A 12,978-nucleotide genomic window follows, 5' to 3' on the forward strand; every position below is an offset into this window, starting at 1 on the left:
AACGGCGCCCTTTGACAAGACCGGGGACCTTTCTCCCCCGCACACGGAAAGGGAAAAAGCCGTTCCCTCCCCTTGAACCCTTGACTTGACGCTGACAGAAGGGCTAACATCCGGTATCATGGCAGATCATCACGTCCGGAGAAGCATTGGGGAACACATCCTGCGGTGCTCCGTCCTGATCGTGGCGCTCTTCATCATGTCCCTGGGCATCGCCCTGTCCGCCAAGGCCAACCTGGGAGTCTCCCCCATCTCCTGCACGCCGTATGTGCTCAGCCTGGCGCTTCCGCTGACGATGGGAACCGTCACCATCCTGATGCACCTGACCTTCGTGGCCGTGCAGGCGGCCCTGCTGAAAAAGGACTTCCGTCCGGCGCATCTGCTTCAGATACCCGTGGTATTCCTCTTCGGGGCGTTGACGGACTTCTCCATGTGGCTGATGGCCCCGCTGGAACCGGGCGGCTACCTGTGGTCCACCGTACTCTGCCTGCTGAGCTGCCTGGTCATCGGCTTCGGCGTCTTTCTCCAGGTCAAGGCGGATGCCGTCCTGCTGGCCGCGGAAGGAATGAGCCTGGCCTTCGTCAAACTATTCAAATGGGAATTCGGGGCCGTGAAAACCAGTGTGGACTGCACGCTGGTCTGCATAGGCCTGGTGTGCTCCCTGACGCTCCTTCCCGGCCTGGCGGGCATCCGGGAGGGAACCATTGTAGCGGCCGTCCTGGTGGGAATGATCGTCCGCTTCTTCAACAGGCACGTCTTCTGGCCGGACAGGCTGCTGGAACGGCTGTCGCGCCCCGGCGCGGCGGGAGAACTCCTTCCGCTGGCCCGTACCGCCGCTTACGCGCCGGACGCTCCGCTGGTCATCTCCATTGACCGGGAATACGGCTCCGGCGGCCACGCCATCGGCAAAATGCTGGCGGAGAAACTGGGAATCCGATTCTATGACTCGGAACTGGTGTACCTCACCGCCTCCCGGAGCGGCCTTACCCCGGACTACATCCGCAAGCATGAACAACAGCTCACCAGCCGCTTCCTGCATGAACTCTACGCCCAGAACTACGCCTACACGGCGGAGGAACTGCCGCCGGAAGACGCCACCTTCCTGGCCCAGAGCAAAGTCATCCGGGACATCACGGCCAGACACGCCTGCGTCATTGTGGGCCGCTGCGCCAACTTCATCCTGAAAGGAAGGCCCAACCTGTTCAGCGTCTTCCTGCATGCGGATCCGTCCGTACGCATGCAGCGCGTCATGGAAAACTACGGAGTGGAACCTGCCCGCGTAGCCAAAACCATGGACACCATGGACTCCCGCCGCCGCACCCACTGCCTGCACTATACCGGGCAGGAGCTGGGCAACGCCCGCCTTTACGACCTGTGCGTCAACACGTCCGACTACGGACTGGAACGCACGGTGGAACTGATTCTGGAAGCCATCAGCACCAGGACGGCGGACTCCTCCACCGCGGAAACGGTCCCCGTCAGGAACCCCGCGCTTCCGGAACCGGGCACCGAAGACATCCAGGGAGAAATATCCCTGGCCTGACCCGGACAACGACAGGCTCACTGTGCAATTCATGGGCATGGCGCAAGCTGCCGTTTTTACCGCCAATGACGCAGAATGAAAAACGGAAGATAGAACGGGGGAAACAGGGACGTTATTATTTGCATGAAAAAACTCCTTCTCTGTCTGTTGTTCCTCCTGATGCCCGTTGTATCGGAAGCAGCGGAGTCCCTGCCGCCCACCCTGAAACCGGAAGCCCAGCACCGGGACCACGCCTACACCTGGGAAAAGCGCCATGAAGCCGTCAAGGAACGCCACCGGAACATCAAGCCCGAATACGTCTTCATCGGAGACTCCATTACCCACCACTGGGCCGGAGAACCGGCCGATGGCTTCGGGCAATATGGGAAGGACTCCTGGTTCAGGCTGTTCGGCCCCCATGCCGTCACCAACATGGGATTCGGGTTCGACTACGTGGACAATGCCTACTACCGCATCCAGCAGGGAGAACTGGACGGAATCTCTCCGCGGGTCATCATCCTGATGATCGGAACGAACAACCTCGGCCACAGGAAGGACACCCCCGGAGCATGCGCCGCCAACACCAGGGCCCTGATCTCCCTTATCCGCCGGAAATGCCCTTCTTCCAAAATCCTCCTGCTGGGCATTCTGCCGAGGAAAGAAAAAGACCTGATTGACGCCATCAGGGAAACAAACAAGCAGCTCTCCCGCCTGGCCGACAAACGGCATGTCTTCTTCTCCAATCCCGGACTGGTGCTTCAGGAAGGCAACTCCGGCGCCCTTCGCAAGGCCTGCACCATGGACGGCATCCACCTGTCATCCACAGGCTACTCCATCCTTGCCGATGAACTAGCCGATCTGCTGCACCGGATGGACCCGCAGTACAAGGGAGGAAAAGTGCCCCGCCCCGCCAAAATCGACGGGATGGACCCCGGCCAGGTGCACCTGGTCGCCATTGGAGACTCCATCACGGACAACTACCGTAAAGACAACCTCCCCTGCCAGGACTTTCTGCCCATATGGAAAAAATACTATGCTCCCTACAACGCCTTCAATGCAGGCTTCAACGGCAATACGACGGATGACGTCCTTGCAAGAATCGGAGGAAAGGGAATCCTGGACCATGTCTCCCCCAAAGTGGTCCAGATCATGATAGGCACCAATGACACGGGACGCGGCAATACGGAAGAAGAAACCTTCAACGGCATCTGCCGCGTGGTGGACAAAGTCCATTCCAAACTCCCCCATGCCTCCATTCTCCTGGTCGGAATCCTTCCCAGCGACATCTACAACTGGCACGTGGCCGCAGCGGCATACCCGGATAAAAAATTTAAAATGGATATGGCCGTCAATGACAGGCTGGCACGCCTCTATGCCAAAAATCCGTTTGTTACATTTCTGGACATCCGGAATGTCTTTCTGGACGCCAAAGGCAAGGTACGGGAGGAATTATTCTGTGACCCGGCAGTTGTCGTCATCAACGGGAAAAAAGCCGGCCCCCTGCACCCCAACACGGAAGGGCAGCGCCTCATGGCGGAAGCCATTCAGCCAACCCTGGCGCGGCTGATGAAAAAGCATTCCAAACAGGAATAAAGAGGGGCTTTCCCATTCCCTCATTCTCCCGTTTGGAGTACGGCATGTCGGGCGGATGAAAACTTACTGCCCGGAGCGTTCCGCTATCCGGGCACATAGAAAAATCCATCCTGGCTGTCCGGAAAAACCTTCATGAAATGAAGGCTTCCTGACAGCCAAAGCATAATAAAAGACTCTCTGGCCCTGTGAAGGAAAGCCCTTACCCCATCCACGATTTCCGGAGTCCGGGAGTTCCCGTACATTTCTCCAGTTCTTTTCTGCAACTAAAGACCCACTGGAAAAACTCCTGGACTGAAACGGCTTCTCTCTTGCAGAATCGCCTGAACTCAATATCCGCCTCTATGGCCTTTTGCCTGCTGCACAGGAAAAATCAACGCTGTATGGCCTTTCACAGTCCAAAAAACCATGAGACTTTGGTCCCTTCATCCTTCCTATCTGGACTCCATCGGCCTGGTTGCCCTGTGGCGTGAAGGCCTGCTCGCCCGGAAAGTCCTGCTGGGCCAGACGAAAGGCTATACGCACCATCCCCAGCTCATCCGCTTCCGGGAAACGGAAAATCCCATTCAGACCATAGACGCCTACCTGAAAGCCGTCCATGACGAAGCCGTCCGCAGGGGCTACAACTTTGATTTAAGCAAAATTTCTCCCTGCGAGTGCCAACCGCCTCCCCGTCTCCTCGTTCCGGATAAACAACTGGAACACGAATTCCACCATCTCCTGACCAAGCTCCAAAAAAGGTCTCCCCGGCAGTATTCCCTATTATATCAGACTACATCTATCCTTCCCCATCCCCTTTTTCAGGTAATTCAGGGTGATGTAAGTCCCTGGGAAAAGTACACTTAACCCCAACATCACAATTAAAATATATCTTGATAAAATGGTTGGCCCAGCAAGCAAATGATGAATGCATCATTGCCCATGTCGCCCCACCCTAGCGGCATTTTGGCATCCGTCTTACTGCAACGTCATCATGTACGAGAGAACTGTTTCTGCCTCTAAAAGCGATGGAATCGTTTATTTCCATGACGTTATTCTTGCGATGCATCCATCTTTTGAAAAGTTCGCCGTTATTTTAAAAAAAAGGAGAATGCCGTTCGAAAGGGTAAACTTGGACGAGCCCTGAACAAAGATAAAGTCGTGGTGTCGACAGACAACACGGCAGAATCCGAAAAGCCAACTAATAAAAGAGTAGGAACAACATTACCGGAATCTGTAGGCTGAGCGTTCCCATGGCAGAATCAACCGCCTCCCATTCCTGGTCAACACTAACCAATTATCATGAGCAATCTGGATACATTTAAAACATACCTCACTAATAATCAAAATGATGAAGCTATCAACTTTCTGAACAATACCTATTTTCAAGGGGACAAAACCTACCAACTCAAAGTGGAAGATTTTGAAGGAGACCACGTGCATGCCAAAACGGGAGGAACGAAAAGCTCTCCCTGCATCAAGTTCAAACCTGCATATTTGCGTCGTATACTGACAAGCCCTACTAACGAGGAGGAAGTTTTTGCCAAGTGCATTTCCACCCTGCGTCATGAAAGGATGCATGTAACACAATTAATCAAAGGGGAATTCAGAACAAAGACCCCGGATGAACGGGAATTCATGGCTTATTCGGAAGAATTGCTTCCAGATTCCGCTCTGCCTGCGTTATCTAATGCTATGTGGAAAGCGGCTTGGAAAAAAGCAGACGCTCATTATGGCAAGCTAACAATTCCTTCGCAGGCATACCAAGACCGAAAGGCACTGATTGACCAGCTCCACGCCAATAAGTAAAGGACAACAAAACAGAATCAACGTTTCAAACCTGTTTTTTATTTCCTTAATATCATACATTCATACAAGAAGTGGAACAAGATTGTCTCCTCAAACAACAAATGTTGAAATGAGATCTTTTGTTCCACTTCTCTTCCTTCTACCAAACACTGACCGCCAGACTTTCAATGCGGTTGATAAAACGGAAAAGGCCTTAAAGCGTTTATGCTTTAAGGCCTTTATTTGGTGGAGCATAGCGGGTTCGAACCGCTGACCTCCTCAATGCCATTGAGGCGCTCTACCAACTGAGCTAATACCCCTTGACTTTCGTCTTGGTGCGTCCTGTTGAGGACGGGAAGAAAGTATCATTATTGCCGCAGGCGCGCAAGCTTTTTCTGCAAAAAAAGATGCGGACGGAGGATTTTTCCGGGAAATCTCCGACGGGGAAGATTCATCCATCCGCGTCCGCCCGGAAATCGGGACAGCCCAAATAAATGTGTTTGAATGGGATGCACGGCTGTTTTACCTTTCATGAAAGATGAAACGGCTCCTTTTCCAGCATCGCATGCTTTCCGCTGCCGCCCTGGCGGCTTTTTTCCTGGCAGGTTCCCTTCACGCGCAGGAACCACCCGCAACCGCCGGACAGCCAGCTCCCACGGCGGAGAGCGGCATTTCCACACCCCGGCGGGTGGCCGGGCTGGGCGTTCTGGCGTTCCTGATCGGCTGGATGATCTGGAGAAGCGGTTCCCGCCGCCAGAAGGACGGCAGCCAGGAGCAGGAGAGCCCCCATGACACCGAACCCCGGGAATGACGCCGTTTTTGAAAGGTTGCCCCTATCCTGTCCGTAGTCGTTGCAGAGAGTATCCCTCTGCCCCATTCATCCATGAACGTTTTTTTACCCATCCTGAGCCTTCTGTGCGGCGCCTTGCTGACGGAAGCCGCTTCCGGCCCGTCCGATGCCGGGGAGCCTTCCCCGGGCGTAGCGCAGGAGTTATGGTTCGGTATTCCGGGAAGCTCAGTAAGAGATTTAACGCACGGGAAGGTTTTTGAGACAGCGGCATCAGCCGTTCACAGGATAAGCAGCCTGGATGTAACTAATCTGGGCGACCAGTACGGAGCCCGTTATTCCGCCCTGCTCCGGGTACCCGTCAGCGGCAAGTACCGTCTTTACCTGTCTTCCGACGATTCCGCGGAGCTGTGGCTTGGCAAGGACGCCACCCAGAAGGATATGGCCTGCATTGCTACGGTGAAAGGGTATTCCGATCCCCATAATTGGAGCAACCAGCCCAACCAGGCTTCCGAGCCTGTTCAGCTGGAAGCTGGCCGGTTTTATTTTCTGCTGGTGATTCACAAGGAGGACGGTGGGCCGGACCATATGTCTGTCGCCTGGTCGGGGCCCGATATCCCTGCCCCGGTCATCATTCCGTCCACGGCCCTGTTCGTGCCTCCCGGCATCCTCCCGGAAGACAAGCCCCAGGCTCCTAAAACGGCCGAGTAAGGCTCTGTGCCAGTTGCCGCCGGAACTTTTTCAGAACATCCTCCATTACCTTTAAAAGAAAGGGTATGGTTCACACGGTGCGGTAACCGGAGAACGGAAGCGTTCCCCCGCGATGATAAAATACCGGGCCTCCCCACTTCAGGGAAGCCCGGCTTTCTCGTCGTATATCACGTAGTTAATTGGAGCGGCCTGACACCAAAAATGTCAAAACACCCACTGAAATCAGTCTAGCGGATTTCTAATCCGCGGTCAAGTTCCTAGCTTAAGGGGAAATGATTTGAAGGAAAAACTCCGGGTGTTCCTTGAGCATCCAATCAGGGACGGAAACCTCCGGCTTTCGTGCATAATATATAACATCCGAAGCACAGCGAAGTGGAATTCCTTTTCGTAAGTATGATTTCTCAAGGTCTGGGAGGTTCTTGTTTCCAGCTGGTTATGCTGTGAAGACTCCGAGGAAATTCTGTTAATTCCCAGTTCTGGAAACGGCTTTTTCCTCCATGGGGTCCATGTACACTCTGCGTTGAACGGATTAGAAATCCGTCTTTATTCAGATAAATTAAATTTCTTTTTAAGGGGCTGAAGTTCTTAACCTACTGGGGAAAACCAGTTTTACATAGAGGAAATATCGGGAGTACCTGTTCCATGGGAATGGAGAATTCTCCGGCATGGACCGGGAGAGGCAGAACCTCTCCTCACGATTCCATTCATTTTTTTTACCATAATTCATTTATTTCATTAATTTTTACGTATCCCTTCCTTTAGTTATTCTCATATTATTCACATTCTATTTACATTACGGTTCCTCTTTGGAGGGTATCCGACCTACCCTATTTTTACCCCGCCAAATCATGAATGCAGAGCCCCAGACGGGAATGGAAATGGAATGAGTCCCTCCAAGCCAACATTTAAAAGACGAACAGGAGAATAGAAAATCTATTCTTCCCCCGCCCTTCCATTTTTTGTGACAGGCTTCAGGAAAGGATAGCAAACCACCCTGGATCATTCCCATGTCCGGACCAGCCTCAATAGTTATACACATTTTATTAACATCTTGTTATCAAATCTTGGGCGATCTTCTCCGATTTTTGCCGTTACCGGCAAAGTTTGACGCAGGGCAGCACCATAGAAAATACCCGGGGCCGGCTCCGGCCAAAAGAAGACCTTCCCGTAGATTTTCTTCCGGCTGTTGTTGAATATGGGAAATTACCGTTATCGTTACTAAAAACATATCAGGAAGTCTCAGAAACACCGTTCCCGTGCTTTTTTTCAATCACCAGCTATACGGCATCCCGGATATTTTGCGTCCAGTCCTCTCCCTGAATACGGATTTTCCATCCATTCTCGCGGGACAGAACGAGAATAAATGGAAGGATTTAAAAACGCATGGCCATGAATGCCTGTTTCCACGGCAAGCGTGACGCCAATTGTCCTTGTTCCAAACGCGGACGAACGGTAGATTTTCCGCGCCATATGACCAGAGCATCCAGAATCGAACGCCTTGATTATCTGAAGGACCAATTGAGCAAAAGGATTGTTATCCTGGATGGCGCCATGGGCACCAATATCCAGAAGTTCAGGCTGGGAGAGGAGGATTACCGCGGGGAACGTTTTGCGGATACGGAGCGTTACCCCAACGACCTGAAGAATAATAACGACCTGCTGGTTCTGACCAGACCGGAGGTGATCTTGGACATCCACTGCCGCTTTCTGGGTACGGGGCATGCGGATATCCTGGAAACGTGCACGTTCAGCGCTACCAGCATCGGCCAGCATGATTATTTCTGGCACCGTCCGGAAGAAGGGCGCCGCAAGGACCAGGAGTATTTCCAGGAGGTGGTGGACGCCCCTGAATTGAAGTCCCTGGTCCGGGAAGTGAATTTGGCCGCCTGCGCCCTTGCCCGCCAGGCATGCGACGAAGCGGAAGCGTCAGACGGCAGGCCGCGCCTGGTGGCCGGATCCATCGGTCCCATGCCCGTCACCTGCTCCCTGTCTCCGGACGTGAATGATCCGGGGTTCCGGGCCGTGAATTTCCGCCAGCTGAGGCAAGCCTACCGCGACCAGGTTCTGGCCCTGCTGGAAGGGGGCGCGGACCTGCTGCTGGTGGAGACGATTTTTGACACGCTGAACGCCAAGGCAGCCCTGTTCGCCATTCAGGAGATTTTTGAGGAACAGCCGGACGCCGCCGTTCCGGTCATGGTATCCGTCACGCTGACGGACAAGGCCGGACGCACGCTGTCCGGCCAGACGATTGAGGCGTTCTGGAATTCCATCCGCCACGTCCGCCCTTTTTCCGTGGGCATCAATTGCGCCCTGGGGCCGGACCTGATGCGCTCCTTTGCGGAGGAGCTTTCCGGACTGGCGGATTGCCATGTGTCCATTTACGCGAACGCCGGGCTTCCCAACCCGCTCAGCCCCACCGGGTATGACCTCCTTCCGGAGGACATGGCCCGGTTCATGAAGGAGTATGCGTCCCTGGGCCTGCTGAATATCGTGGGCGGCTGCTGCGGCACCACGCCGGAACATATCGGCGCCATTGCGGCGGCCGTGGAAGGCCTGGCACCCCGCGTTCCCGCCATGCAGGAGCCCATTCTGCGCCTGTCCGGTTATGAGGCGTACAACCACACTCCGGAGAAGAATACCCTTTTCGTGGGGGAACGCTGCAATGTGGCGGGTTCTCCCAAATTCGCGCGCCTGATCCGTGAAGGGAACTATGAGGAGGCCGTCTCCATCGCCCGCCAGCAGGTGGAGAACGGCGCCGTGGTGCTGGATTTCTGCTTTGACGACGGCCTGATTGACGGGCCGGAGGCCATGGTCCGGTTCCTGAACCTCGTTTCCGCGGAGCCGGATATCGCCCGCGTTCCTTTCATGGTGGATTCCTCCAAGTGGGAAGTGCTGGAAGCGGGCCTGCAATGCATGCAGGGCAAGGGAATCGTGAATTCCATTTCCCTGAAGGAGGGTGAAGAGGAGTTCCTGAAGAAGGCGTCCCTGATTAAGAGGTACGGCGCGGCAGCCGTGGTGATGGCTTTTGACGAGCAGGGGCAGGCCTCCAATTACGACGACCGCGTCCGCATCTGCAAACGGGCTTATGACCTGCTGGTGAACCGCGTGCAGTTCCCGCCGGAGGATATTATTTTTGACCCGAACGTGCTGACCGTCGGCACCGGGATTCCGGAGCACGCCAATTACGCCCTGGATTTCTTCAAGGCCGCAGGCTGGATTTCCCAAAACCTGCCGCACACCCACATTTCCGGCGGCATTTCCAATGTGTCCTTTGCCTTCCGCGGGAACAACCCGGTGCGGGAGGCCATGCATTCAGCCTTCCTGTACCACGCCACCCGGCAGGGTCTGGATATGTGCATCGTGAATGCCGGCATGCTGGAGGTGTATGATAATATTCCCAAGGACAGGCTGAAGCTGATTGAAGACGTGCTGCTGAACCGGGATCCGGACGCCACGGAGCGACTGACGGATTACGCGGAAAAGCTGGCTGCGGAGAAGTCAGAAGCCGGAGCGGAGAAGAAGCCTGTGCTGGAATGGCGGGAACAGGATGTCGCCAAGCGCCTGGAGTATTCCCTCATCAAGGGCATTACCGAGTTTGTGGACGCGGATACGGCGGAGGCGTTCCAGGAGCTGGGCTCCCCGCTGAACGTGATTGAAGGCCCGCTGATGGACGGCATGAAGGCCGTGGGCCAATTGTTCGGGGACGGCAAGATGTTCCTGCCCCAGGTGGTGAAGAGCGCCCGCGTGATGAAGCAGGCCGTGGCATGGCTCACCCCGTATATTGAAGCGGACAGCAAGGGCTCCTCCAAGACGGGCAAGGCGGTGATCGCCACCGTGAAGGGGGACGTGCACGACATCGGCAAGAATATCGTGGGCGTGGTGCTGGGCTGCAACGGTTTTGAGATGATTGACCTGGGCGTGATGGTCCATTGTGATACCATTCTGGACCGGGCGGAGGCGGAACAGGCGGACCTGGTGATGCTTTCCGGCCTGATCACCCCTTCCCTGGAGGAGATGTCCCACGTGGCCGCGGAGATGGAGCGCCGGGGGATGACCATTCCCCTGATGGTGGGGGGGGCTACTACGTCCGCCCTGCATACGGCCCTGAAAATCGCCCCCCATTACAAGGGAGCCGTGGTGCATACGGTGGACGCTTCCCAGGTGGTCCCCGCGGCGGCCTCCCTGGTGAGCGGGAAGAAGAATTCCTACATCGCCGCCGTGAAGGCCCGGCAGGAGGAGTTGCGCAACAGGCATGAAAACAAGCCCGTCCGCGACCTCCTGTCCCTGGAGGAAGCCCGTGAACTGCGCTGGAAGGGGGCGGAGGACGGTTACGTCCCCCCCGTGCCCGCACGCCTGGGGCCGGTTTCCATCGGCAGCCTGCACAGCTCCGTGAGCTGCGGCTGCTGCAGTGACAATCCGCGCTATTATGTGACCGTGGAGGAGCTGATTGAGCGCATTGACTGGACACCCTTTTTCCACGCCTGGGAATTGCACGGCTCCTGGAACCGCGCCGCCCAGGAATTCCGGACGAAGGATCCCTCCAAGGCGGAGGCGGCCGCGGCCCTGTACCAGGACGCCCGCGACCTGCTGGAGCAGGCCGTCAGGGAGAACCGTTACCAGGCCCGCGGCGTGATCGGCATTTTCCCTGCCAATTCCACGGCCAGCCATGATGATATCACCGTCTGGACGGATGAGTCCAGAAACGTTCCGCAGGCCACCCTGCTGACCCAGCGCCAGCAGTTGGACAAGCAGGGAAAGACCCGGCTGGCGCTGGCGGATTTCATCGCTCCCGAGGGGGTGAAGGATTATGTGGGGGCCATCGCGGTCAGCATCCACGGTTCCAGGTGCTGGGCCAAGGAATGGGAAGAAAGGAACGATTCCTACCGCGCCCTGCTGGTCAGCTCCCTGGCGGACCGCCTGGTGGAAGCCTTTGCCTCCATCTCCCATGACAAGCTGCGCCTCCTGTGGAATATTCCGGAAGAGTCCGGCGTGCGCCCCGCCTGCGGCTATCCCAGCCAGCCGGACCACCAGGAGAAGGAAACCGTGTTCAGACTCCTCCATGCACAGGAGGAAGCGGGCATGAGCCTGACGGAGACCTGGATGATGCAGCCTGTCTCCGCCGTCTGCGCCCTCGTGTTCTCCCACCCGGAAAGCACTTATTTTACCGTAGGCGCCACCGGGGAGGACCAGCAGAAGGATTACGCCGCCAGAAAGCAGGCCGCCCATTCCTGACCTTCCTCTTTTTTATTCCGCTTTCCACCTATGCAGCATACCGACCAAATACAGGCCCTGTCAGAGTTCCTGCTGGAGTACGCCACCACGCTCATGGGCGCAGGGGTGCACACCAACCGCGCCGTGCGCAATATTTCCCGCATCGCCGCCGCGTACGGGTATAGCGCGGATATGACCATCTTCCAGCGCAATATCACCATGAGCCTGATCTGCAAGGATGACGAGACGCTGCGCCGCACCTCCGTCCGGAAGCTGAAGCCCCTGGCGTTCAATTTGAACCTGATCCAGCAGCTCAGTGAATTGAGCTGGCTCCCGGTGGATAACAACGTCAGCATTGCGGAGATGGAGCAGGCGTTCAGCTCCATCGTGCGTACTAAAAGGTTTTCCCGCTGGACGGACCTGCTGCTGGTCAGCGTGGGCAACGCCGCCTTCTGCCGCCTGTTCAACGGGGACCTGTGGGCCATGCTGACCGTGTTTGTGGCCACCCTGCTGGGCTTCCTGGTCAAGCAGCAGCTCTCCCGGCGGAAATACAATCCGCTGGGCGTGATCATTCTTTCCGCCTTCGCGGCCTCCATGGCGGCCGCGTGCGCCGTCATTTTCCAGATCGGCGCTACGCCGCAGATTGCCCTGGCCACCAGCGTCCTGTTCCTGGTGCCCGGCGTCCAGATGATCAATTCCATCATGGACCTGATGCACGGCCACATCCTGATGGGAATTTCCCGCGGCGTCCATTCCATCATGATGATTACCTGCATCACCATCGGCCTTTCAGCAACCATGCTCATCGTGGGGGTAAACAGCTTATGAGCCCGGATTTCCTATCCTCCATCCTCCTGGACGGCCTGATGGCAGCCATCGCCGCCACGGGGTTTGCCGTCATCTCCAATCCGCCCAAGCGCGCCATTGCCGTTTCCGCCCTGCTGGCGGCCATCGGCCACGCCTTCCGGTTTTACATGCTGCATTCCTGGTCCATTGACATTTCCAGCGCCACCTTTATCGCCGCTTTCACCATAGGCATGCTGGGCGTCATGACGGCCAAGCTGGTGAAGTGCCCTGCGGAGATTTTCGCGTTCCCCTCCCTGCTGCCGATGATTCCGGGCGTGTACGCCTACAAGACTATTCTGGCCCTGATGCAGTTCATGCAGGAGAACCAGGATACGGCCACCATGAACCGGCTGATCGTGGATATTTGCAAGAATGGCATCACGGCGTTCTTCATCATCTTCTCCCTGGTGATCGGAGTAGCCATTCCCATGCTGATGTTCAAGAGGTTGAGCTATACCCGGATCATCAAGCCGGGGCATTGACCTTCCAACGCCGGAAACGGGGCATTTTTCTCTTGCCAGACCACGCCCCGTATGGTTTACTACGC

Annotated in this window: 9 protein-coding genes and 1 tRNA gene; 9 read left to right on the plus strand and 1 reads right to left on the minus strand. The window is 56.2% G+C overall.

From position 1 onward, the window contains the following. Positions 1-118: 118 nt before the first annotated feature. From CXU21_RS02895 to CXU21_RS02910, 4 genes are all read left to right on the plus strand, one after another. On the plus strand, positions 119-1,540 hold the full coding sequence (locus CXU21_RS02895) for a cytidylate kinase family protein (protein WP_102724990.1): 1,422 nt from the start codon (positions 119-121) through the stop codon (positions 1,538-1,540). Between the two features lie 123 nt (positions 1,541-1,663). Next, positions 1,664-3,112: a GDSL-type esterase/lipase family protein gene (locus CXU21_RS12300; RefSeq protein WP_180972600.1), complete on the plus strand. Its 1,449-nt coding sequence runs from the start codon at positions 1,664-1,666 to the stop codon at positions 3,110-3,112. A 405-nt stretch (positions 3,113-3,517) separates the two neighbouring features. After that, positions 3,518-3,955, plus strand: coding sequence for a pyrimidine dimer DNA glycosylase/endonuclease V (locus CXU21_RS02905; protein WP_102724991.1), 438 nt, complete (start codon positions 3,518-3,520; stop codon positions 3,953-3,955). Between the two features lie 435 nt (positions 3,956-4,390). Then, positions 4,391-4,897 (plus strand): hypothetical protein, encoded by a 507-nt coding sequence (locus tag CXU21_RS02910; RefSeq protein WP_102724992.1) that lies wholly within the window; start codon positions 4,391-4,393, stop codon positions 4,895-4,897. Positions 4,898-5,120: 223 nt separating this feature from the next. On the opposite strand, the gene CXU21_RS02915 is transcribed toward CXU21_RS02910, so the two are convergent. Next, a tRNA-Ala gene (locus CXU21_RS02915) sits at positions 5,121-5,196 on the minus strand. 218 nt (positions 5,197-5,414) lie between these two features. Here CXU21_RS02915 and CXU21_RS02920 point away from each other — a divergent pair. The 5 genes from CXU21_RS02920 to CXU21_RS02940 all read left to right on the plus strand — a co-directional run bounded on the left by CXU21_RS02920 (position 5,415) and on the right by CXU21_RS02940 (position 12,913). Then, entirely contained in the window at positions 5,415-5,687 is a 273-nt protein-coding gene (locus CXU21_RS02920; protein ID WP_180972601.1) for a hypothetical protein, read from the plus strand. 72 nt (positions 5,688-5,759) lie between these two features. After that, positions 5,760-6,374, plus strand: coding sequence for a PA14 domain-containing protein (locus CXU21_RS02925; protein ID WP_102724994.1), 615 nt, complete (start codon positions 5,760-5,762; stop codon positions 6,372-6,374). Between the two features lie 1,470 nt (positions 6,375-7,844). After that, entirely contained in the window at positions 7,845-11,606 is a 3,762-nt protein-coding gene (gene metH, locus CXU21_RS02930) for a methionine synthase (RefSeq protein ID WP_102725423.1), read from the plus strand. Positions 11,607-11,636: 30 nt separating this feature from the next. After that, positions 11,637-12,413: a threonine/serine ThrE exporter family protein gene (locus tag CXU21_RS02935; protein WP_102715962.1), complete on the plus strand. Its 777-nt coding sequence runs from the start codon at positions 11,637-11,639 to the stop codon at positions 12,411-12,413. Further along, on the plus strand, positions 12,410-12,913 hold the full coding sequence (locus CXU21_RS02940; protein WP_102715960.1) for a threonine/serine exporter family protein: 504 nt from the start codon (positions 12,410-12,412) through the stop codon (positions 12,911-12,913). The genes CXU21_RS02935 and CXU21_RS02940 overlap by 4 nt, the downstream gene beginning before the upstream one ends. The last annotated feature ends 65 nt before the right edge of the window (positions 12,914-12,978 follow it).

Origin of the sequence: Akkermansia muciniphila, assembly GCF_002884975.1 — a bacterium.
Taxonomy (GTDB): Bacteria; Verrucomicrobiota; Verrucomicrobiia; order Verrucomicrobiales; family Akkermansiaceae; genus Akkermansia; species Akkermansia muciniphila_C.

Excerpts from the sequence above, each read along its gene's own strand:
- CXU21_RS02895 (WP_102724990.1), top strand. The coding sequence starts at position 119 with ATGGCAGATCATCACGTCCGGAGAAGCATTGGGGAACACATCCTGCGG.
- CXU21_RS12300 (WP_180972600.1), top strand. The coding sequence starts at position 1,664 with ATGAAAAAACTCCTTCTCTGTCTGTTGTTCCTCCTGATGCCCGTTGTA.
- CXU21_RS02905 (WP_102724991.1), top strand. The coding sequence starts at position 3,518 with ATGAGACTTTGGTCCCTTCATCCTTCCTATCTGGACTCCATCGGCCTG.
- CXU21_RS02910 (WP_102724992.1), top strand. The coding sequence starts at position 4,391 with ATGAGCAATCTGGATACATTTAAAACATACCTCACTAATAATCAAAAT.
- CXU21_RS02920 (WP_180972601.1), top strand. The coding sequence starts at position 5,415 with ATGAAACGGCTCCTTTTCCAGCATCGCATGCTTTCCGCTGCCGCCCTG.
- CXU21_RS02925 (WP_102724994.1), top strand. The coding sequence starts at position 5,760 with ATGAACGTTTTTTTACCCATCCTGAGCCTTCTGTGCGGCGCCTTGCTG.
- metH (WP_102725423.1), top strand. The coding sequence starts at position 7,845 with ATGACCAGAGCATCCAGAATCGAACGCCTTGATTATCTGAAGGACCAA.
- CXU21_RS02935 (WP_102715962.1), top strand. The coding sequence starts at position 11,637 with ATGCAGCATACCGACCAAATACAGGCCCTGTCAGAGTTCCTGCTGGAG.
- CXU21_RS02940 (WP_102715960.1), top strand. The coding sequence starts at position 12,410 with ATGAGCCCGGATTTCCTATCCTCCATCCTCCTGGACGGCCTGATGGCA.